Here is a 21,483-nt window from a genome sequence, read left to right as displayed (position 1 = left end):
ATGTATGATGTGTTCAGTTTCGTCGACGGGCAGTTCAAGGCACCGCTCGAAAACTTCATCTCCAGCGGCACCTCAAATATCGCCAACTGGATCAGCGGACCGTTGACAGCAGCGTTGACGCTGTATGTCGTGCTCTACGGCTATCTGGTACTGCGCGGTTCGGTACAGGAACCGATCATCGAATTTGCTTTCCGGGCAGTCAAGCTCGCCATTATCGTCATGCTGGTGCGTAATGCTAGCAACTACCAAACCTATGTCACCGGTATCTTTTTTGACACCCTGCCAAAAGAAATCGCCCAGGCACTGAACTCGGGGGCAACGCCGAGCGCATCCACCTTCGATAGCCTGCTTGATAAAGGCCAGAAAAACGCCCACGAGATCTGGTCACGCGCATCTTGGCCCATCGATATCGTCACCGGTCTTGGTGGCATGCTGGTCATTGGTGCAAGTTTTCTGGTTGCCGCAATTGGTTACATCGTCTCGCTCTATGCGCGGCTGGCACTTGCCATTGTTCTGGCGATTGGCCCGATCTTCATCGCCCTCGCCATGTTCCAGTCGACGCGCCGGTTCACGGAATCCTGGATTGGCCAACTTGTAAACTTCGTCATCCTACAGGTGCTCGTTGTGGCGATCGGCTCGCTGTTGATCACTTGCGTTGATACGACCTTCACGGTGATCGAGGGGTATAGTGATGTCTTCATGCGCCCGATCGCGCTTTGCGCCATCTGCGTCGCCGCTCTCTATGTCTTCTATCAACTGCCCGGAATTGCCTCGGCGCTCGCTGCTGGTGGAGCATCGCTGACCTATGGCTATGGCGCGGCCCGTGATGCACACGAAAGTACGCTCGCCTGGGCGGCCTCACATACCGTCAGGGCGGCCGGCCGAGGAGCACGCGCCGTTGGCCGCCGGCTCACTCCGGACCAAGCGGAATGATTGCCCCGACACTCAAGACATTGGACAGGTTGTTTTTAGATGATCCGTATCCTCTTGCCGCTTTTGCTAATCGCAAGCCTTTCCAGCTGCGCCTCGATCTCCAGTCCGCTGCCCAAATGCGATGGGTATTCGCGGCGTCCGCTAAACCGCGCCATGTGGCAATGGGAGGATAAGGGGAAGCAGCAGAAGACTGCCATTAAGAACGAACACGCTCCTGCGCTCCGCGCGGTACCCTACGCGAAAGAACCGGACGCGGTGGCGCCAGCTGCATTCGCACACTTCGATGTTCCAGGCACCAACCTTTCGTGTGAGGGGATCTGAGATGGTGAACACCGACAGCCTCAAGAGCTATTTCGACAAGGCGCGCCGCTTCGATCAGGATCGGCTTATCCAGGTTGAGCGCTCGGTTCGCATCGCCTGGTTCGTTGCGATCTCGGCCAGTGTCGTCGCCGTCGTCTCCGTTTTCGCGATCGCTGGCCTTACTCCTTTGAAGACGGTAGAGCCGTTCGTCGTGCGGGTCGACAATTCGACAGGGATCGTTGACGTGGTGTCAGCGCTGACTGCGACAGCCGGTACCTACGACGAGGCAGTGACGAAATATTTCGCGGCGAGATATGTTCGGGCGCGTGAAGGCTACGTCTGGAGCGAGGGGGAGGAAAACTTCCGCACGGTGGCGCTTTTGTCGACGCAGCCCGAACAGAGCCGCTTCGCAGCGTCCTACCGGGGTAGCAATCCGGATTCCCCGCAAAATACCTATGGCCGGAGCACGACCTCGCGGATCAACATCGTGTCGATCTCGTTGATCAACGCCAATGTGGCATCCGTGCGATACATGCGCACTGTTACACGCGGCGATGATGTTCGCACCACGCATTGGGTGGCAACACTCACCTTCTCCTATGTCAATGCTCCGATGTCTTCCACCGACCGACTGGTCAATCCCCTGGGTTTCGTCGTCAGCGAATATCGCGCCGATCCGGAGGCGATCAATTGAAACAGAGATTTTTGCACGTTCCATTCCTGATTGCTGCCTTTTCCTCGACGGCATCAGCTCTGGAGATCCCGCGCGGTGCGTCGCAGGACAGCCGGGTGCGGTTTACCGACTACCAGCCCTACAACATCACACGGGTTGTCGGCACGCTACGGTCGTCTGTCCAGGTTGAATTTGCGGACGATGAGGAAATAGCCCATGTCGCGCTTGGCAACAGCGTCGCATGGGAGGTAGCGCCTGCCGGTCATATCCTGTTCCTCAAACCGCGGGAAAACCAGCCCGTGACCAATATCTCGGTCGTGACAACCAGGCGCGACGGGTCGACCCGCAGCTACCAGATGGAGTTGACCGTCCGGGATGGAAGCGTTGAGGCCGGGCAGAACACGTATTTCTATGTAAAATATCGCTATCCGGCCGATGAAGCGGAACGTCGGAGACAGGACGCAGCTGCTCGCGCCTTGGCAGCGCAAGCCGGTGAAGCCGATCGTGTTCTGTCTCTTCACGAGGCCTATGGACCCCGCAACTGGCGGTATTCCGCTCAAGGCTCGCAAGCGCTTGAACCGCAGGCCGTCTATGACAATGGGAAAATCACGACTTTCGCCTTCGTCGGCAATCAAGAAATGCCAGCGATCTTTATGGAGGATTCGGACGGCACCGAAAGCCTGGTTCCAAAATCCGTCGACGGCAACCTGGTGCTGGTCCACGCCATCAGCCGCAAGTTTATTCTTCGTCGGGGCCGCGATGTCCTGTGCATCTTCAACGAGGCGTACGATCGCGTCGGCATCAATCCCGGGACGAATACGACGTCACCGTCGGTTGAACGCGTGGTCAAGGTCGCCCCCGGCACGACGCAATAGGAGGTGTCATGGCCGACGAAGAAATCGCTCCAATCCCCGGCGAGCGCGCGGAGACATCGACAGGCGGGCGGATCGATAACAACCCGATCCTTAAGCGTGGCGCCGTCGCTGTTGCGATCGTTGCCTTTGTCGCCTTCGCGCTCTGGTCGATGCGCAGTCAGAACAAGCCGCCGGATGGCATACAGCCTGAGCGGGTCGTCATCCGGCAGACAACGGATTTCGAGCCTGCCAAGGAACCGCACCACCCAGTGGCGACGCCGATGGAGGTCCACCTTCCGATGCCCACTATCGCCGAGAAGGTTGCTACCGACGACGACAAGCTGCTCGACGCCGCACGCCGTGCGCCTGTGATGGCCTATGGCGCGGAAAAAACATCAACCGCCAGGCGTCAGCGAGACAATGTGACCGCTAATAGCGCCTCGCCCTACGTGCCTCTCGCCTATCCCCTCGGCGGCGTCACGGGGCAGGATGAAGACGAGGACCAGCGCTTCAATCGTATGCTTGCCCCGACGCAATTGCAGGGATCGCGCGCTGGCTCACTCGGCCACCGCGATTTTATCGTCACCATGGGGACCTCCATCCCTTGCGTGCTTGAGACGGCGCTTTCGTCCGACCAACCGGGATTCACCAGTTGTGTCATCAGTCGCGATGTCCTGTCGGATAACGGACGTGTTGTTTTGATGGAGAAGGGCACGCAGGTCGTCGGTGAATATCGTGGAGGATTGCGCCGTGGCCAGAAACGCCTGTTTGTCCTCTGGAACCGGGCAAAGACCCCGAAAGGCGTGATTATCACGCTGGCATCGCCCGCGACAGATGCGTTGGGTCGGGCCGGTATGGATGGCTACATCGATACGCATTGGTGGGAGCGGTTCGGTAGTGCGCTCCTGCTGTCGATCGTTGGCGATGTGACATCCTATGCCAACAGCCAATTGCGCGATGGAGACGTCGATGCACAGAATACCGTAAGTACCGGTCAGCAGGCCGCGGCGATTGCTGTCGAACAGTCGATCAACATTCCGCCATCCCTGATAAAACATCAGGGAGCGCTGGTTTCGATTTTTGTGGCTCGGGATCTGGATTTCTCCAGCGTCTACCGGCTGCGCGTCACGGAACCGCGCAACCGCATCTATGACCGCGCCGTTCTCGGAGATTTCACGCCAGATTCAACGCTCGTGACAAAGTAGGCATGACGATGACTGAAGCCACAGACGCCGGTGTGGTGCGCGAATTGCTACTGCCACTGGCTCCGTTCCTTCGCAACAAAACTCTCTATGAGGTGATCGTCAATAGGCCCGGAGAGGTTGTGACCGAAGGGGGGCAAGGGTGGGAGACCCACGATATGCCTGAACTCACTTATGACCGGCTGATGCGACTCGCCCGGGCGGTCGCAAGCTTCTCCAGTCAATTGATCGATGAAACGCACCCGATCCTGTCGGCCACCTTGCCCGACGACGAGCGCATCCAGATTGTGATCCCGCCTGCGACGACGAAGGGAACCGTCAGCGTCACCATCCGCAAACCATCCTCGGTGTCGCTCGGCCTTGATGATCTTGACGAAGCTGGGCTGTTCGACGAGGTGGCCCGCACACAAGAGGCCTGCGGGCAGCGGGATCAACGGCTGTCGCAACTCTATAGCGCCGGTGCTCACAAGACATTCTTGCGCGAAGCGGTGCTGGCCCGGAAAAACATAATCATCTCCGGGGCGACGGGATCGGGCAAGACGACGCTTTCCAAGGCGTTGATCCAGCATATCCCGGATACCGAACGGATCATTTCCATCGAGGATACGCCGGAACTGGTCATCCCGCAGGCCAACCACGCCCGTCTCTTTTATTCGAAGGGCGGTCAGGGGTCAGCAAAGATCGGAGTCAAGGATCTTCTCGAATCCTGTCTGCGCATGCGGCCGGACAGAATCCTGTTGCAAGAATTGCGCGACGGCACGGCATTTTATTACATCCGCAATGTGAATTCGGGGCATCCTGGATCAATTACCACCGTTCATGCCGATTCTGCACGCCTTGCCTTTGAGCAGTTGATCTTGCTGGTGAAGGAATCTGAAGGTGGCGGTGACCTCGAACGTGACGACATTCGTGAGATGCTGACGATCGCCATCGACATCATCGTCCAGTGTAAACGGATCGAGGGTCGGTTTCGGGTGAGCGAGATCTATTTTCGCGATGCACTTGAATGCCGCGCCGAGGGTGATCAGAGAGCAGAGATATAGTGCCGTTTCAGATATCATTCGGCGCTTCAGCACCGGGTGAATGGTCTCACCAATGCTGAATTGTCGCGCTTTACCTCGCACCAGGCATTCTTCCCCATAGGCTATCCCACAAAAGACCGTTGAGGCCGCCAAGCCAAACCGGATTGTTCAAAGTTGTCATAGTTGACAAAGTTGCTTCAAATAGCCATTTTCTCTTGAGGAGAACCGCCATGGCCCAGAAGACCCCGTCCAAGACGTCGAAAACTAGCGCTAAGACCCCGAACGGCATCATGACAATGTTTGTTCTTGATGCGAACCCTTTCGAGGAGGTTGCCGGATTCCAGTTGCCCGCGGGCGCACGGCTTGCCGTCGTGACCTCGAAACCGGAAACGGCGAGCGCTATCGCCCGGACCGTCGGAAAGCGCTTTCGCGGCAATAGCATGATCGTTCGAAGACCGCGCCAGCTTGCCAGGGCCAAAGAAAGCGCCGAGACGACCAGCACGGTCAACAAGGCGGCTTTCGAGCCGGACGCACGCAGCCTGGCGGTGCTTCAGGGCGTTCGGATTGCACAGAACGATCTGAAGGCAGCGGGCGGTGCCTACGATCTGGAGCAGGTCAGAATGCTCCTGCATGGGGTCTCCCGTCAGGCTGTCGACAAGCGTGTGCAAGAAGGAAGTTTGCTCGCCGTCCCCGGCCCAAGCAACAGGCGCTGCTACCCGACGCTTCAGTTCAACCGGGACGGTAGTGTGGTGGCAGGTCTCAAGGAGGTACAGGATGCGCTTCCCGTTGAAAGCCCCTGGGCTGTGCTGAACTTCCTCGCGCGGCCGGATCATCGTCTGGATGGGCGCAAGCCGATCGACCTTCTGCGAGAAGGGAGCCTTCCGTTGGTTCTCGAAGCGGCGAACCGCTATGGTGAGCAGGGCGCGTGACCGTCCCATTTCCACCGTCAGACCTACATGGCCGTCGTCCAAATATCGTTTCACTCCCCGCTGGGAGTGAAATCCATCGATTCTATACGGCTATATATGAACCCATCTTCTATGACCAATCCAGAACCGGCCGCTTTAACGCTCCCGATGGCTCTTATGGCGTGCTCTATGTCGCGAAGCTCGTCAACGGTGCGTTTGCCGAGACGTTCTTGCGCTCGCCAGGAAATACGCTGATCGACGGTGGCTTTTTGAAACGCAAGGCATATGCCCGGCTTGGAATTTTGTCGTCTCTGAAGCTGATCGATCTAACCGGACCGGGACTTGCTATCGTGGGAGCGACGGCGGAGGTGCCGCATTCCGGGCTCCCCTATGATACTGCGCAAGGCTGGTCAAAGGCGCTGTTTGACCATCCAGCCAGAGCAGATGGAATTGCCTATCATGCGCGCCACGATGATACCGAGATTTGCTATGCGATCTTTGATCGCGCGGGCGCAGCTATCGTGGAAGTTTCCCGCGACCTGGATCTCGACCAGGATTGGTTCTGGGAAACCGGTGCCCGATACGGGGCCGGTTGTGCACCATAGCCACTTCGATATCTCGAATTCATTCGATCGCGCATGCAAAAGCTGCATTTGTATGCGTACTCTTTCAGAAACAGTGATCTAGGTTCTCGCCGTCGTCGCGACACCGCCTCAGCCTGAGATCCGTGACATGTCGCGACACAGATCTGCCAATGGACGGTCTTTCGATACCGTACACCGCCGATTTCGCTCTCTCTTGTGAGGTTAGGCTTTCTTCGCAAATGAACCGCTGTCCCAATCAGTGCTTGGGGACGGAACCATATCCAGGCTTTCGCACGGGCGCCTTAATAACACAGAGGTCATACCGGTTCGGACCTTTTTTGATCTATCCGATCTTTCATCGGTCGAAATGGCGCACTGGTTTCAGGCTCCAGTGGCGCGCAACACACCTCGGTGTCAATCTCATGAGGGTGCGCAGAAAGCAGGCGGCTTGATGGATTTGTTGGAGAGCCATTGGAGACTGGACAGAGCGCACTGGTTTTCCCTGGGCGCACGCTGGTCGGTTCAGGGTGGGCGGAGACGCAGCGGATGCGTGTGGGACGGGGAAACTGGCGGGTGTGGCGTGAGGGAGAGGGGGGAAGTGTTTTCGCGGCGGGTTGAGGTTGTCGGAGAGAGGCTCCGGCCAGCCCGCTACGGAGAAACGACATGGCACAGGCCATTCAAAAAATTACGCTCAATGCCGGGCGTGATATCCCCTTCAACAAGCTGGTGCTCAGCCAACAGAACGTGCGCAAGACGAAAGCGGGCGTCTCCATTGAGGAACTCGCCGAAGACATCGCCCATCGTGGGTTGCTGACAAGCCTCAATGTTCGTCCCGAGGTCGACGGCGACGGCAAGGAGACCGGCATCTACCGCATCCCAGCGGGTGGTCGCCGGTATCGTGCGCTCGAACTGCTTGTCAGCCAGGAAAAGCTAACCAAGACGGTTGCCATTCCCTGCATCATCAGCAAAGGCGACACCCTCGAGGTCGAGGATTCGCTTGCCGAAAACGTCACGCGTGTCGATCTCCACCCGCTCGACGAATTCCGGGCCATCATGACGCTGCGCGAACAAGGGCTCGACGATGAAGACATCGCCGCGAGGTTCCATATGTCGGTGGCGACGGTCCGGCAACGCCTACGGCTGGCCTCGGTCTCACCAAGGCTTCTCGAAATCTATGCCAGTGACGAGATGAAACTCGGCCAGGTCATGGCGTTCTCAATCACCAACGATCATGTTCGGCAGGAGCAGGTCTGGGACACGATCTCGCGCTCAAACAATCAGGATGCATATTACATCCGGCGCATGCTGACAGAAACCGCGGTACGGGCCATCGACCGCCGGGCCGTCTATGTGGGCGTCGAAGCCTATGAGGCAGCGGGCGGTGTGGTCATGCGCGATCTTTTCGAGCAGGACAATGGCGGATGGCTGCAGGATCCGGCGCTCCTGGAGCAACTGGTGCTGGAGAAGCTAACCGCTGACGCGCAAGTCCTCAAGAGACAGGAAGGGTGGAAATGGGTTGATGCCGCATTTGACTTCCCGTACGGCCACGCCTCCGGTCTACGCCGCTTCTACGGCGAACGAGCGGAATTCTCCGACGAGGAGCTTGCGCGACACGATACGCTCAAAGCTGAGTACGACAAGCTCGACGCTGAATACGCGAAGGCTGATGAGCAGTCCGATGAGACGGAGGACCGCCTTGAGGCTCTGGGCAATGAGCTGGATGCCCTCAACGACCGCCCTTGCGTCTTCGACCCGGAAGAGGTCGCGCGCGGCGGTGCTTTTGTGTCGCTGGCGGCCAATGGCGAGCTGAAAATCGAACGTGGTTTTGTGCGGCCCGAGGACGAACCAGGAACCAACCCGGATGGCGATGGCAATGATGATGGCGACAGCGATGGGGAGGCAGGCGAAGGCGCCACCACGGCCTCAGCCAACGGCGGTGCCTCGATCAACGGTCGGCCTGCTGCCGTCGAGGAGCAGGACGCCGAAGACGGCAAGATCCGCCCTCTCTCAGATCGTCTCGTTGAAGATCTCACGGCGGCACGGACGGTGGCGCTGCGCAACGCACTGGCCAACGATCCGGTGATCGCCTTCATCGCCGCCCTGCATGCTGCGGTCCTGAAAATCTTCTACAGACACGCAGCCGGTTCGTGCCTGGAAATCACGCTGGAGCATACCGCCTTCAGCCAAACTCAAGGCCTTGGCGATACGGCATGGGCCAAGGAGATCGAGCAGCGACAGGAGGCCTGGGGCTACGATCTTCCCGCCAATGGCGAGGAGGTTTGGGATTATCTGGTCGCGCTCGACGAAGCGAGCCGCATGGCGCTCTTTGCCCATTGCGTCTCGCTCTCGGTGAACACCACCGTCCAGGCATGGAACCGGCGCGCCAAGGAGAATATCCATGCCAAGCAGCTTGCCCGATCGCTCGGATTTGGCATGGTCGCGGCGGGCTGGACGCCAACAGTCGACAACTACCTCGGACGCATCACCAAGGCGCATATCCTGCAAGCCGTGCGCGAAGCCAAGGGTGAGCAGGCAGCGCAACTCATTGACCACCTGAAGAAAACCGACATGGCCCGTGAAGCCGCCAGGTTGCTGGAAGGCAGCGGATGGCTTCCCGAAATGCTGCGGCTTCCGTCCGATGAAGCCGCACCGGTTGCCGAGGTTGATGCTGTGACGGTAGACGACGTTGCCGAAGAAAATGCTCTCGAAAGTGTACATGTCGATCTGCCAGCCTTCCTGGCTGAGGACCAGGATGCGGAGAAGGTATCCACTGACCAGAATGATGACGATGGCGAGCATATGGAGGCAGCGGAATAATCGCCTCTGGACTTCCAACACATGGATTCGGGCCCGGTGATCAAGCCGGGCCCGTTCTGCTTTCTGGACATTGCAAACAAGCACCTCCGTCACATCAGGGCGGCAAGCTGGCGGCAGCGTTAGCTTGACGGGAGAGAGTGGGGCCGGGAGAGGGGCGAACCGGGTGGTTGAGAGAGGGTTACCCGGCCTCATCCCACCTGCCTCTCTGGAGAAAAATCGATGTCTACAGTCGAAACCAGCCGCCAAACCGCCACCATCGTCCCAGATGAGTGCCGCCTGGAGTTTCTTCCCACCCTGTTTGGGCGCTCACGACTGATCATCGGTGAGAACGCAGTTTACAGTGTCATGGAACGGCTGAGCCCCCTCGACTACCGCGGCGGGTTCTGGGACTTTTATGAATACGATGGACAGCCGCTCTTTCTGGCCCCGAAGTCCAGTTCGCGTTTCCGGATCACTGGCGAGATAACCGGGTTTCGGGGGGACGTCTCGGCGGAAGCCGCAGGGATTATCGCCACGCTTTTTGCCTTCTCGCATCTCTGCTGCCGGTACCAGTCCGACTATCTCGCCGAAGGCTATGACCGCCTCTGCGCCTATGCGGCCGAATATCCCGAAGCCTCCGGGATATTTCAAGCGATCGACTGAAGCGCAACGCCTGCCCGTGCGACTGGCGCAGCTATCCAGTCACGTGACTGGATTGATCCCACAACACGAAGATGTCGAACCTGATGATGACATTGGAGAGCCGCATATTCGTGACCATCTCGACAATTTATGTGAGCGCCAAAACCGCAAAGATGCTCGACAAAACACCCTTCTCACAATAGCCCTGCGTCGGAGGGAGATAATCTGACGACGGCTGGTTCTTCTACGCCCATGACGAGAACGCAAACGAAGGGAACCTGCACGTTCCCGACGGTCTCTTTACCGTCATGACATGGGCGCGCCAAAACGGGTTCAGCCATGTCCTGCTCGATAGCTATGCCGAGAAGGCTGATGATTTGCCGTGGTATGATTGGTAAGACCGGCTCGGCGGGGCCCCCGCCGTTCAGCGCAAAAGCCGCCGTTCAAGAACGGAATGCATGTCCCGTCGACCATCGGCAATGCAATAAACGATGAACTCCTCTCCGGTTATGCGATAGATCCGCTAGGGTTTGTGATGTAATTCACGGTATTCTGTGATGCCGAGGCCCGCCAATTCCTTCGGAACATTGTCCCGCGTGGGAAAATCTTCAAGCCCCAGGCAGGCTTCTTCAAGTTCCTCGAGAATCCGGTCGGCAGTCTGGACGCCGTCAAAGCTGGCAAGGAAACGGTGGAGATCTTCGAGATCCCGTTCCGCATCCTTCGCAAACAGAACACGATACGGCATCAGGTTTCGGGCGTCTCCAGGCGCGCGCGAAGGCGGGCGAAGGTCTCTCGCGCGGGGCGGACCTTTCCTTCCTCGACCTGCTTGTTGGTCAGCGCCAGCACCTTGAGGAGCGCCAGCGTCTCCTGAGTTTCTTCATATTGTGTGACGTCCTGAAGCACGGCTTTCGCCTCGCCACTCACGTGATCACCACAGGCTGCCGGTTGTCGGCGAGCTGGCGAATGACCTCCGGTGCATGAGCCTTGAGATAACTGATGGGCTTGACCTGTTTCGACAGTTTCATCGATCCGATCTCCTTTTGACCAGAATATGGACCGTTAATGGTCCGACCGGAAGCAAATATCGCGAGGTTGCAAAAGAGAGAGGGGGGCGTCTGCGGGGTGGCGGTTGTCGGAGGGCCGGAGAGAGGGCTTCCACAATTACTTGCATCGCGGGCTTCAGCTTGACGGCGACGTTATTCATTCTTCCTTCACCAGCCCGGTTGGCCGCGAGAGCGCTCAGCCGGGCTCTTTTGTTTCAGGAGACACCAGCATGAACACAATGATTTCCAGCCCCTTTCAAACTCAACGATCGGGAACCCCCGCTTTCAAGGTCGACATTTCCCGCGGCGAACGTATCGGGCGGGTGTCGTCAGAGTGGTTCTCACGTCCTGACGACGAGCGTTACCTGTCGCTCACTGATCTTCATTGTGCGGTCAGCGAGAGAACCGACCGCGCGCGCGTTCGCACCGTAGAGACGGGGGATATCCGCGTCGAGGCGACCCGTGATAATGCCGAACGCCTGTCGCTCATCGTTCCCGGCGGGCGTGAAGCATTGGCCCCGACACACTGGAGCTACGGCCAACTTTGCAGCCTGGTCGGTGCACCAGCAAGCTACATGCGCCAATTGCCGGCCCCGCTCGCCGCGATCAATCTTCAGCACGGTCTCCTCAATCACAATGCCGAAATGGTCAAAACCCTGGAGATGGATGACGGCCGCCTCGAACTAAGAGCGGTAACCGGTCCCGAATACGGCCGGATCTGGGACAAGGATCTGATCGCCGCGATCATGAATATTGCCGGAAACGGGACGGGCGACACAATATGGAAGGTCCCGGGCTTGCTCGACTGGTCGACCATGACCCACAATCCCTTTGTCGATATCACGAAGGATACGACGACCTTGTATGCCAGTGATCGCGATGTCTTCGTGTTCCTATGCGATGATGCCCATCCGATTGAAGCTGGCCGTCTGCGAAACGGCGAACCCGATCTTTATTTCCGCGGCTTTTATGCCTGGAACAGCGAGGTCGGTTCGAAAACCCTCGGAATTGCAAGCTTTTATCTGCGTGCTGTCTGCGCCAACAGAAATCTTTGGGGAACCGAAAACTTCGAGGAGATCACGATCCGCCACTCGAAATTCGCCGCACAGCGATTTGCTCACGAGGCTGCTCCGGCTCTGACAAATTTCGCAAATTCCTCCCCTGCGCACTTCATTGCCGGTATTCGCGCCGCACGTGAGCGTGTGGTCGCCCGAAATGAGGAGGACCGGCAAACGTTTTTGCGCCGTCGCGGTTTCTCGAAGGTTGAAACCGGAAAGATCATCGAAACTGTCCTCAACGAGGAGGGCAGACCACCAGAATCGGTTTTCGATTTCGTGCAGGGGATCACCGCGCTGGCACGGGGGAAGTCCCATCAGGATAAAAGGCTCGAACTCGAAGGTAAGGCGAAGAAGCTGCTTGAAAGTGCCGCCTGACCGCAAGTGCTCCACTGCATACCCGCATCCATCATCGCCGGCCATCGTGCCGGTTTTTTATTTTTCGGGAGATACAAGATGACGAAAGAGTTTTCGCTCAAAGCTGAGCTCGCCGCGAAAGCTATAGAAAAGGTTGGTCGGCTGCCTGTCCAACGCCTCGATCAGCCGCATACTCAACTACCTATTGCAAAATTCCCAGGGTGCGGGGGGCAACGGTTCTGATCGACCACGTTCTCGGCAATATGGTTCGCATCATCGATGATGGTGCGGGCCTCGGACATCCCCGCGATCTCTTCTTGCTCGGTCGCAGCACATGGGATGAATCCATGGCGAGATCCGAAGATGCCGCCGGCATGAGTGTCGTCGCTCTTGCCAACCGTGGCCCTAAGATTATCGCTTGCTTGTTTATCTCAACGGATCGGTGGTTCCGAACACGTCTATGATGTGATCAGACGCTGATATCGGTGATGTTCTCGTCAACGCTGACGTCAGACCACTGCTTTGCAGTGCTCGCATCAACCTCGCCCGCCATTTCTTTTGCGGCAACCTCTTTGCTTGCCGCCCTCAGGTCGATTGCGCCCCAGATCGAATTTTGTTGCGGGGCTTGGCGACGCCGGTTCTTGAACTCGACGACAAATGGCTTTTTCTCGGGCTTCATGATTCTCCGGCTGACTTCAACAGATGGACTTCTGTGGAGACGGTGTTCTTATTCGCTGTGTTCTGTCAACTGTGTGTGGCGCGTAACCCCGATCAAGGCAGCCGGGGGATGTCTCCCTCAGCGACACGCCATACCCAATGGGTGATTTCCGGTCGTGTTTCGATCATGTCGGCGAGGGCACGCTCATAATCTTCATCTGCACCTGGAGGGACGATAAACATTGCGACGGGCGCCGGCTTCTGTTCCTGCATGGTCACCGCGACGACCGGTGCATCACGCGGCAGGTTGAAACGTAGCCCCTTGACGGTTTTGCGCTTCAGGTGGCCGAGCTTCTCCAGCAGCCTAAGCTCATAAATATCCTCGAACGGCAGCCAGTGATTGTTGACCACCATCAGCGCAATTTCTTCCACCGAGGCGATGCCTGCCGCGGAAATGCAAAATGTGGCGATGACGATCAGGTGGAACGCCTCGTTTGAGCGCCACAGCTCAAGCTCGGTCTCGTAGCGCGATGCCAGCCGGCGCGAGGCTCCATCCTTGATCATCAGCGGGAAGGGCATGTGGCGCAAAAAGATATTCTGACCTTCGCGCGCCGGAGCGAATTCCTTGACCTCGGCGACGATCATCATCAACTTCTTCGGCCCGGACCCGGTCGTCTGTACAGCTTTTAACGCTGCTGCGCGCCGGGCAGCGATTCCGTCCTTATCTTCGGACTGGAATACCTCCGGTATATAGAGCATATCGCTCAGCGAGCTGCCCCTGGCCGACATGTGCGACGCCGCGTTGACGAGGCTGGCGCGAACGCGCGCCCAGCCCCGTCGGCCAACCCAGGTCGAGCGCCACTCGGTCAATTCGCCTGCTTCCCAGAGATAGTGTAACATCGCCTTGAGAGACAGTTTGCGTGGCTCACTCCGGATGGCGGGCTCGGAAGGTTCTGTCGGTGTCGCAGGTCCCGCCTGCGGTCCACGTTTCGTCAGCGAGAAGTCCAATTTCAGTTCAGCTTTGCCGCTCGCGCTGATCTGGATCGCGTTGCCCATCAACGGACCGAGGCCGGAAAGCTCGTAGGGCGGTTCGTAGGACGTACATACCGGATCATGCGCGCGTCCAGAGAGCGGCATGCGCTTGATGAAATATTGGTCCTCGACGCGGGTGATGTACATCGGCACGCCAGTCTCTATGCAAAGACACAGCGGGCGAAGTCGCTGCTCGTAGGCCTTGGGCAGGAATGCGCAAAATTCTGGCGAATGTTCGTTGAACGTTTGATCGCCAATCATGAACTTTCGCACGCTCGTCCTCCTTGCCGGTTTGATCGAATTTACACCGCCGTTTCTGTTTTGACTACCTTAAAAAAGTTAGTAAAGCGATGGCGTGAGCATGTCGACTGCCTGGAATTGCCGACAAACACGAAAGGAATGCATTACGCACCACCCACCTTACATCGAGGAAGCAGAATTGTTCGGAGGCCACACCGGATCGCTTTCAGCCGCAGGATGGCCACATATCTGTCGCAGGCGCCGATTTTGACTCTTTCTATTCCCTCCAGTTTCTCTGCTGGCTGTGTGAGGACTGTATTGAGTTCATCACCGAAGTCCTTGGCGCTAATTTCCTCCTGATCCGATCGGCCTGCTTTTTATGGCCTCCATCGAAGATTCACGAACTATTCCTGCTTGCAGCCGATCATCCGGCTCTTCTGGTGCTGGCGCTTTTGCGCCTGCGAAAGGCTTGACGGGCAAACACAGCCGCGTCGGGGCGTTGGAAGCGTTGCGGGAGGAACTTCTTTACAATGCTGCGCGCTTCCCCGGTTGGAACATCAAAGTCGGTCCGGAGTGCAATTCTACGGGGAACCAATAGGCTCGCGTCAATGATGCCGCCGATGACGAGTCTTGCCTCCGGTGCGCAGACGACGCGCGCGGTGTCTGACGGGTGCTGACGCGCTTTGTACAAGACCAAAGGGGCGCCCGCCGGACGATGCGGCGGAGACGTTTGCGTTTGTCGCAGAGGGAAAGGGTGGCCGCCAGCCGGGTGGCCTGGCGGGCGGTGGAGCCAACGCGCTCGATCCGTCGTGACCTCGCTTTCCGCCTCGCGCCTGGGCTGCCCAGAGCGGCAGTGCCTGTCGCTCGATCTGCTTCCCCTTTCAGCCAGGCTTTTGCCCTTCATAAGGAGCCTCGGGCCTTCCCGTTTTCAAGGAGAGTACCATGACCATCCCCGCAGGCGATTTTTGCCCTCCGGCCGTTGCGCCGGTCTTCCTGAACTTCCGGTCCGAGGTTGTACGGCCGGTTTGTTTTGCCGTTGTCTACTGGGACTGTCCGGGCGACACGCTCTACGCGTTCGAAGATCGCGATGCCTTCGAGCGCCAGCGTGCTGTAGCGGAACGTCATTTTGTCCATGTCCATGAGCTGTCAGCGAAGGAGGCGGCAGATTGGATCGCCGCTGGCGGTAATGCCGTCCTGCACGCGGTATCGGTCGTCGGGGTTGCGGCATTCGGCAATCTTAAAATCGCACCCGGCTGAAGGCCCGGCGTCCACGCCTTGATCGCACAAGAGGGAGAGAGGGGCGGGAAAAGGGCGGTCTGCCGGGGCTTGGAGAGCGTCCGGGCGGGCTTGTCCTTTCCCGCTCCCGACAGGATTTCCCATGAACCTCATTTCGTCCAGCGCCATAAACGCGACCACCGCCTCGCTTGCATCTTCCGAGAACACCAACCGAGCAGTCAAACTCTTCCTCTCAGGTCAAGCGCTTTTGCCGTCACTCGAACATGGCCAACCCATCGGTCCGGCCGACCTGCGTGCCACCTTGGTGAATGTTTTCGGCGGTGCGGACGCCGAAGGTTTCTGGACATGGAAAGACGCCTACGAAGCGATGGAGGTGGCGCAGGTTCTGTTTTTACGCAAGTTCGGCGCTGCGATCACCGCTCGTTCAAAGACACCGCAGGCCACGCTCGCGATGCTGACAAAGGTGGCGCGCTTAATCCCCACTCACACACGACGTTCGGAGGAAAGCCAAAAGCTCCAGCAGTTTTCGACGCCGATCCCACTTGCCTATGTTGTGGCCCGCGCCGCCGGCATCATGACGGACGATACCGTGCTCGAACCGTCCGCGGGGACCGGCCTGATGGCGATCTTCGCGGAACTCGCGCATGCACGTCTTGTTCTCAACGAATACGCGCCGGTTCGCCGTGGTCTGTTGGAACAGCTCTTTCCTGAAACGACCGTGTCGCAGCATGATGCGGCCCATATAGATGACCATCTCGACCCTGCCTCTCGCCCCTCCGTTGTCCTGATGAATCCGCCGTTCTCCGCTGGTCTTCATGTCGAAGGACGTATGGCGGACACTGCCTGGCGCCATCTTGGCTCCGCTTTCGCGCGTCTCGCGCCTGGCGGTCGGTTGGTTGCAGTCACTGGCTCCAGCCTGTCTCCCGATAATCCGAAATGGCGCGACACATTCATCCGTCTTCAGCAGCGCGGCACGATCCTGTTCAGCGCGGCGATTGACGGAAGTGTCTATGCCCGTCACGGCACGACGATGGAGACGCGGCTGACGGTGATCGACAAGATCGCCGCTCCCGACCCTGCGACACTGATCGGATCGCAGGGCACCGCTCCTGATCTTGAAACCCTGCTTTCGTGGATCTCCGGCCTTCCGCCCCGCTCTCCTTCGACTGCAGCGACCTCCATCGGCGCGTTGTCGAGAGGCATCGTGCGTGGCTGCGCTGCGACGATGGCCGCCCGCAATGCTGCGGCTACTCTGCGACCCGCTGCGGTCGACACCCCGTCGCGCTGCCTTTCACCGGCTGCTCATCTTCTGCGTCCTGCGTCCGCCGCGACGTTCACACCTGCCCGCGTCGATGACGAGATCGTCGTGCAGCTTTCCTACGAACTGCGCGATGAGATGCCTGTGAACCGTGGGGAGTTCGCTGACGGCATCTACGAGCAGTATCGGTTGCAGGCGATCCACATTCCGGACGCGAAGCCGCATCCGGACAAACTTGTCGAATCCGTCGCCATGGCATCCGTTGCGCCGCCCAAGCCGACCTACCGCCCGCACCTGCCCAAGCGTATCATCACCAATGGCGACCTCTCCGACGCCCAGCTCGAGAGCATCATTTATGCTGGCGAGGCGCACTCCGGCTACCTCGCCGGCCATTGGTCGGTTGACGCTTCCTTCGATACTCTGAAGGCCGCCAAGGCGGATGACGAGGGTGCCCACCGCTTTCGTCGCGGCTGGTTTCTCGGCGATGGCACAGGCGCTGGCAAAGGCCGCCAGGCCGCCGGCATCATTCTGGACAACTGGCTGCAAGGCCGTCGCCGGCACCTCTGGATCTCTAAATCGGAGACCTTGATCGAGGATGCCCAGCGTGATTGGAGCTCTCTCGGCCAGGAGAAGCTGTTGGTTACACCATTGTCTCGCTTCCGCCAGGGCAAGGCGATCAAGCTCGATGAAGGCATCCTGTTCGTCACCTTCGCCACGTTGCGCACCGACGAGCGTGAGGGGAAGCGATCGCGCGTCCAGCAGATTGCCGACTGGCTGGGGACTGGTTTTGACGGCGTGATCGTCTTTGACGAGGGCCACTCCATGGCGAACGCTGCCGGGGGGCGGTCCGAACGCGGCAATAAGGCAGCCTCGCAACAGGGGCGCGCCGGCCTGCGTCTTCAGCGTGCTTTGCCCGATGCCCGCGTCGTCTATGTCTCGGCGACCGGCGCCTCCGAAGTGGAGTCGCTTGCCTATGCCGAGCGCCTTGGACTGTGGGGAGGAGCAGACTTCCCCTTTACGACCCGATCCGAGTTTATTGCGGCGATCGAGGATGGCGGTGTGGCGACGATGGAAGTGCTGGCCCGCGACCTCAAGGCGATGGGACTCTATGCGTCCAGATCCTTGTCTTTCGAGGGTGTCGAATACGACATCCTCGAACACGCGCTGACCGCAGAGCAGGTTGATATCTACGATTCTTACGCCGAGGCCTACCAGGTCATTCACAATCATCTCGATCAGGCGTTGGAGGCTTCCGGCATCACGTCCAACGGCGGGACCCGCAATAAAAACGCAAAGGCGGCTGCACGCTCTGCCTTCGAAAGCACCAAACAGCGCTTCTTCAACCATCTCCTGACGTCGATGAAGACGCCAGCGCTCATCAGTGCGATCAAAGCAGACCTGGAGGAGGGGCACGCTGCAATCGTCCAGATCATTTCGACGGGCCAATCCATAACCGAACGTCGGCTTGCGGAGATCCCGACCGAGGAATGGAACGACATCCAGATCGACATAACGCCGCGCGAAATCGTCGCGGAATACCTTAATCATTCTTTCCCGACGCAGCTGTTTGAGGAATATTCCGACGGCGATGGCAATCTGCTGTCACGGCCGGCCTACGATGGCGACGGCAATCCGGTCCTGTGCCGCGAAGCCGTCGCGCGCCGGGACGGATTGCTAGAGCGGCTCGGCAGTCTGCCGGGGATCCCAACTGCGCTCGATCAGATCGTCCAGACATTTGGCACGACCCAGGTCGCAGAGATCACCGGGCGCACACGCCGCATCGTGCGTCGCGACGACGGCAGTGCGATCGACCGGTTCGCGGTCGAAAGCCGGCCTGGAAGCGCCAACCTCGACGAAACCCGCGCCTTCATGGCCGACGAGAAGCCGATTCTGATCTTCTCGGAGGCTGGCGGCACTGGGCGGTCCTATCATGCGGACCTCGCTGCGAAGAACCAACGCCTGCGCCTTCACAACCTCCTCGAAGCCGGATGGCGGGCAGACGTTGCGATCCAGGGGCTCGGCCGCAGCCACCGCACCAACCAGGCGCAGCCTCCGAGGTTCCGGGTGATCGCCACGAACGTCAAGGCGGAACGACGCTTCCTCTCGACAATTGCTAGGCGTCTGGACACACTCGGTGCCATCACCCGCGGGCAGCGCCAGACCGGTGGGCAGGGAATGTTCAGGAGCGAGGATAATCTCGAATCCCAATACGCTCGCGATGCGCTGCGGCAGTTCTACAAGCTGATTTACGGGGGTGCTGTCGCAGGATGCTCGTTGGAAAAGTTCGAGGCGATCACCGGTCTGTCGCTGACATCAGAGGAAGGCGGCCTCAAGGAAGTGCTGCCGCCAATACACACTTTCCTGAACCGCATGCTGGCGCTCACCATTGCCATGCAGAACTTGTTGTTCGAAGCCTTCGAGCAATTGCTGACGGCTCGCATCGAAGGGGCAATTGCGGCCGGTGTCTATGACAGGGGCTTTGAGACGCTGGTCGCCGACCATATGACTGTGAAGGAAAGGAGGCTGGTCTACACCCATCCCACCACCGGCGCACAGTCGCATCTCCTGACCATCGAGCGTTTGGACCGCAATCAGCCGATGGAGCTTGCCGACGCCCTGAGGCTCGTTCTGCACGACCCAAGGGCGAAGCTGATGATCAACGGCAAGTCCGGCCGTCCTGCCGTGCAGGTTCCTGCGCGTTCTATCATGCTCGACGATGGCTCGGTCCAGCCGCGCGTGGCGCTTCTCCGGCCCGTGGGTGAGATCCGCTTCGAGTTGCGCCAGCTTGAAGAGACGCACTGGGAAGAGGCGGACAAGCAGAGCTTTTCTACGGCTTGGGCAACGGAGATCGCCGACCTGCCGGAGTTCACCATATCGACCCTACATGTGGTTTCCGGACTGTTGTTGCCGATCTGGAAACTCCTGCCCCAGGATTATTGCCGGGTCTATCGTCTTGAGACCGACGAGGGCGAGCGGATCGTCGGGCGCGTGATGTCGTCGGAAGGTCTCTCCAGGCTTTGCCGGAATTTCGGGCTCGACCAAACCGAAGTCGTCACCGACGCGCAAGTGTGGCAATCGCTGCTGTCCGGCTCCTCTGTTGTCGCTCTCGCCGGCAAGATGACGCTCCGGCGTGTGCGGGTGATGAACGACCATCGCGTCGAGCTTGTCGGCTTCACCGACGGCATGCGAGACCAACTGCGGTCGTTTGGGTTGTTCTCTGAGATGATTGGCTGGAAACTCAGGTTCTTCCTTCCCGCCTCGGAGGCTGGCCAGGCCGTTCTTTCTCGGCTCATTGCAAGGCATCGTATCGTCGATGTCGACGGTCGGGGGTGACCGCGATGCTATCGGCCTCAGAACTTGCCGAGCGTCTCGCGCGCGATGCCGAGGCGGTCTGCCGTCACTACCTTTCCGCCGGCCGCCGGGTCGGCAATTACTGGGTCGTTGGCGACACCGCCAACAGCAGGGGCAAGTCGCTCTATGTGCACCTCACCGGGCCACGGGCCGGGCGGTGGGCGGATGCTGCGACCGCGCAATATGGCGATCTGCTCGACCTTGTGCGCGAGACGTGCGGATTGGTGGACTTCCGCGATGTATCAGAGGAGGCCCGGGGTTTCCTCAACGCGCCACGGATCGGCCCGGTCCAGTCCGTTTTGGCATCCCGCAGGAATGCCCCTCATGTCGATCCGCCGGTCGACAGACCGGCTGGACAGCGGGCACGGCGTCTCTTTCGGATGGCGCAGCCGATCGGTGGCACACTGGCCGACAGCTACCTGCGCCAGCGCGGCATACTGCGCGCTGCAGGGCACCCGGCGCTCCGCTTCCATCCCTCATGCTACTATAGGGACTTTGATGCAGGCGAGACGCGGGTCTTGCCCGCCCTCATCGCCGCAGTGACCGCGCCCTCTGGCGAGATCACAGGCGTCCATCGCACCTGGCTCGACCCCGGTGGCGACGGCAAAGCGAAGATCACCGATCCCCGCCGCGCGCTTGGCGGGTTGCTTGGCAACGGGGTGCGCTTTGGCTTCCCGGTCTGTGGCCCGGTGCGTGTCCTGGTGGCGGGCGAAGGCATCGAAAGCATATTGTCACTGTCGCATGTTATGTCCGATATGCCGATGGTCTCGGCGCTGACCGCCAATCATCTGGCGGCGTTCCGCCCGCCGGCACGGTGCCTGCGCCTCTACGTCGCTGCAGACGCGGATGCTGCTGGCCGGCATGGTATCGAGGGCTTGAGCCGCCGGGCACAGGCGCTTGGGATTCTTCCGCTCGTGCTCACGCCGCAACTCGGTGACTTCAACGAGGATCTGTGCCAACTTGGACCGGACCGGTTGATCGCCAATCTGCACGCGCAGCTTGCCCCGGAAGACGCTCAGGCCTTCCTTTGTCCGTGAAGCGACCGTGGTGGGTGAGGCGGGGCTGCGGGCGTGCGGGTTGGGAAGACCGGTCCGTTACCGGTCACTGCCTGTGTGGGCGGTGCCTGCGGGCCTGCCGAGAGGCGACCCTTACCATGCGGCGGGCGGGCCGCCAGCCGCCGCCGTAAAGGTTTTTTCCCCGCACCGGCTTTCGTGCGCATCGGCAGCTCCGAAAACCTGCTTCCGCTTTTCGGGCCGATGCGGCTCCGGTGCTCCTCGCGAGACAAAAAACCTTTCCGGCGGGGCCCACTGCGTTGCGTGGCCGCAGCGCGGGACGCTGCG

At 59.5% G+C, this 21,483-nt stretch carries 16 protein-coding genes and 3 pseudogenes; 15 read left to right on the top strand and 4 right to left on the bottom strand.

Annotated elements, in window-relative coordinates:
* From PYL13_RS16970 to PYL13_RS27055, 11 genes and pseudogenes are all read left to right on the top strand, one after another.
* The gene (locus PYL13_RS16970; RefSeq protein WP_275642437.1) at window positions 1-933 is read left to right on the top strand and encodes a type IV secretion system protein; all 933 of its coding nucleotides are present in this window, start codon (window positions 1-3) and stop codon (window positions 931-933) included.
* Window positions 934-972: 39 nt separating this feature from the next.
* Window positions 973-1,254: a hypothetical protein gene (locus PYL13_RS16965; RefSeq protein ID WP_275642436.1), complete on the top strand. Its 282-nt coding sequence runs from the start codon at window positions 973-975 to the stop codon at window positions 1,252-1,254.
* Between the two features lies 1 nt (window position 1,255).
* On the top strand, window positions 1,256-1,927 hold the full coding sequence (locus tag PYL13_RS16960; RefSeq protein ID WP_275642435.1) for a virB8 family protein: 672 nt from the start codon (window positions 1,256-1,258) through the stop codon (window positions 1,925-1,927).
* On the top strand, window positions 1,924-2,781 hold the full coding sequence (virB9, locus tag PYL13_RS16955) for a P-type conjugative transfer protein VirB9 (protein WP_275642434.1): 858 nt from the start codon (window positions 1,924-1,926) through the stop codon (window positions 2,779-2,781). The genes PYL13_RS16960 and virB9 overlap by 4 nt, the downstream gene beginning before the upstream one ends.
* Window positions 2,782-2,789: 8 nt before the next feature.
* Complete coding sequence (gene virB10, locus PYL13_RS16950) at window positions 2,790-3,965, top strand: type IV secretion system protein VirB10 (protein WP_275642433.1); 1,176 nt, start codon at window positions 2,790-2,792, stop codon at window positions 3,963-3,965.
* Window positions 3,966-3,973: 8 nt separating this feature from the next.
* Window positions 3,974-5,005 (top strand): P-type DNA transfer ATPase VirB11, encoded by a 1,032-nt coding sequence (virB11, locus tag PYL13_RS16945; protein WP_275642432.1) that lies wholly within the window; start codon window positions 3,974-3,976, stop codon window positions 5,003-5,005.
* 209 nt (window positions 5,006-5,214) lie between these two features.
* Window positions 5,215-5,913: a hypothetical protein gene (locus tag PYL13_RS16940; protein WP_275642431.1), complete on the top strand. Its 699-nt coding sequence runs from the start codon at window positions 5,215-5,217 to the stop codon at window positions 5,911-5,913.
* Window positions 5,910-6,497 (top strand): RES family NAD+ phosphorylase, encoded by a 588-nt coding sequence (locus tag PYL13_RS16935; RefSeq protein WP_275642430.1) that lies wholly within the window; start codon window positions 5,910-5,912, stop codon window positions 6,495-6,497. Before PYL13_RS16940 ends, PYL13_RS16935 begins: the two co-directional genes overlap by 4 nt.
* 642 nt (window positions 6,498-7,139) lie before the next feature.
* Window positions 7,140-9,293 carry a ParB/RepB/Spo0J family partition protein gene (locus tag PYL13_RS16930; RefSeq protein WP_275642429.1) on the top strand — a complete coding sequence of 718 codons (2,154 nt, stop codon included), beginning with the start codon at window positions 7,140-7,142 and terminating at the stop codon, window positions 9,291-9,293.
* Between the two features lie 219 nt (window positions 9,294-9,512).
* The gene (locus PYL13_RS16925; RefSeq protein WP_275642428.1) at window positions 9,513-9,935 is read left to right on the top strand and encodes an antirestriction protein; all 423 of its coding nucleotides are present in this window, start codon (window positions 9,513-9,515) and stop codon (window positions 9,933-9,935) included.
* A gap of 218 nt (window positions 9,936-10,153) precedes the next feature.
* Window positions 10,154-10,312 (top strand): annotated as a pseudogene (locus PYL13_RS27055) (DUF5983 family protein); the annotation flags it as partial.
* A 26-nt stretch (window positions 10,313-10,338) separates the two neighbouring features.
* Here PYL13_RS27055 and PYL13_RS16920 read toward each other — a convergent pair.
* Both PYL13_RS16920 and PYL13_RS16915 read right to left on the bottom strand, forming a co-directional pair.
* Window positions 10,339-10,659 (bottom strand): annotated as a pseudogene (locus tag PYL13_RS16920) (type II toxin-antitoxin system RelE/ParE family toxin).
* A pseudogene (locus PYL13_RS16915) lies at window positions 10,659-10,939 on the bottom strand (type II toxin-antitoxin system Phd/YefM family antitoxin). The pseudogenes PYL13_RS16920 and PYL13_RS16915 overlap by 1 nt, the downstream one beginning before the upstream one ends.
* A 248-nt stretch (window positions 10,940-11,187) precedes the next feature.
* On the opposite strand from PYL13_RS16915, the gene PYL13_RS16910 reads away from it, so the two are divergent.
* Window positions 11,188-12,390, top strand: a complete 1,203-nt coding sequence (locus PYL13_RS16910) for a DUF932 domain-containing protein (protein ID WP_275642427.1) — start codon at window positions 11,188-11,190, stop codon at window positions 12,388-12,390.
* A gap of 448 nt (window positions 12,391-12,838) precedes the next feature.
* Here PYL13_RS16910 and PYL13_RS16905 read toward each other — a convergent pair whose 3' ends face one another.
* Both PYL13_RS16905 and PYL13_RS16900 read right to left on the bottom strand, forming a co-directional pair.
* Window positions 12,839-13,048 carry a hypothetical protein gene (locus tag PYL13_RS16905; RefSeq protein WP_275642426.1) on the bottom strand — a complete coding sequence of 70 codons (210 nt, stop codon included), beginning with the start codon at window positions 13,046-13,048 and terminating at the stop codon, window positions 12,839-12,841.
* A gap of 92 nt (window positions 13,049-13,140) precedes the next feature.
* Complete coding sequence (locus tag PYL13_RS16900; RefSeq protein ID WP_275642425.1) at window positions 13,141-14,331, bottom strand: DUF1173 domain-containing protein; 1,191 nt, start codon at window positions 14,329-14,331, stop codon at window positions 13,141-13,143.
* A gap of 909 nt (window positions 14,332-15,240) precedes the next feature.
* Here PYL13_RS16900 and PYL13_RS16895 point away from each other — a divergent pair.
* The 3 genes from PYL13_RS16895 to PYL13_RS16885 all read left to right on the top strand — a co-directional run bounded on the left by PYL13_RS16895 (window position 15,241) and on the right by PYL13_RS16885 (window position 21,180).
* Entirely contained in the window at window positions 15,241-15,555 is a 315-nt protein-coding gene (locus tag PYL13_RS16895; RefSeq protein WP_275642424.1) for a hypothetical protein, read from the top strand.
* Between the two features lie 121 nt (window positions 15,556-15,676).
* Window positions 15,677-20,125 carry a strawberry notch-like NTP hydrolase domain-containing protein gene (locus PYL13_RS16890; protein WP_275642423.1) on the top strand — a complete coding sequence of 1,483 codons (4,449 nt, stop codon included), beginning with the start codon at window positions 15,677-15,679 and terminating at the stop codon, window positions 20,123-20,125.
* A 5-nt stretch (window positions 20,126-20,130) separates the two neighbouring features.
* The gene (locus tag PYL13_RS16885; RefSeq protein WP_275642422.1) at window positions 20,131-21,180 is read left to right on the top strand and encodes a DUF7146 domain-containing protein; all 1,050 of its coding nucleotides are present in this window, start codon (window positions 20,131-20,133) and stop codon (window positions 21,178-21,180) included.
* Window positions 21,181-21,483: the final 303 nt, after the last annotated feature.

This window comes from Agrobacterium sp. Azo12 (assembly GCF_029193765.2).
Taxonomy (GTDB): domain Bacteria; phylum Pseudomonadota; class Alphaproteobacteria; order Rhizobiales; family Rhizobiaceae; genus Agrobacterium.
The sequence above is the reverse complement of the archived record's forward strand: the minus strand, read 5'-3'. Positions and strand labels throughout refer to the sequence as shown.

Excerpts from the sequence above, each read along its gene's own strand:
- PYL13_RS16970 (WP_275642437.1), top strand. The coding sequence starts at position 1 with ATGTATGATGTGTTCAGTTTCGTCGACGGGCAGTTCAAGGCACCGCTC.
- PYL13_RS16965 (WP_275642436.1), top strand. The coding sequence starts at position 973 with ATGATCCGTATCCTCTTGCCGCTTTTGCTAATCGCAAGCCTTTCCAGC.
- PYL13_RS16960 (WP_275642435.1), top strand. The coding sequence starts at position 1,256 with ATGGTGAACACCGACAGCCTCAAGAGCTATTTCGACAAGGCGCGCCGC.
- virB10 (WP_275642433.1), top strand. The coding sequence starts at position 2,790 with ATGGCCGACGAAGAAATCGCTCCAATCCCCGGCGAGCGCGCGGAGACA.
- virB11 (WP_275642432.1), top strand. The coding sequence starts at position 3,974 with ATGACTGAAGCCACAGACGCCGGTGTGGTGCGCGAATTGCTACTGCCA.
- PYL13_RS16940 (WP_275642431.1), top strand. The coding sequence starts at position 5,215 with ATGGCCCAGAAGACCCCGTCCAAGACGTCGAAAACTAGCGCTAAGACC.
- PYL13_RS16930 (WP_275642429.1), top strand. The coding sequence starts at position 7,140 with ATGGCACAGGCCATTCAAAAAATTACGCTCAATGCCGGGCGTGATATC.
- PYL13_RS16925 (WP_275642428.1), top strand. The coding sequence starts at position 9,513 with ATGTCTACAGTCGAAACCAGCCGCCAAACCGCCACCATCGTCCCAGAT.
- PYL13_RS16910 (WP_275642427.1), top strand. The coding sequence starts at position 11,188 with ATGAACACAATGATTTCCAGCCCCTTTCAAACTCAACGATCGGGAACC.
- PYL13_RS16905 (WP_275642426.1), bottom strand. The coding sequence starts at position 13,048 with ATGAAGCCCGAGAAAAAGCCATTTGTCGTCGAGTTCAAGAACCGGCGT.
- PYL13_RS16895 (WP_275642424.1), top strand. The coding sequence starts at position 15,241 with ATGACCATCCCCGCAGGCGATTTTTGCCCTCCGGCCGTTGCGCCGGTC.
- PYL13_RS16890 (WP_275642423.1), top strand. The coding sequence starts at position 15,677 with ATGAACCTCATTTCGTCCAGCGCCATAAACGCGACCACCGCCTCGCTT.
- PYL13_RS16885 (WP_275642422.1), top strand. The coding sequence starts at position 20,131 with ATGCTATCGGCCTCAGAACTTGCCGAGCGTCTCGCGCGCGATGCCGAG.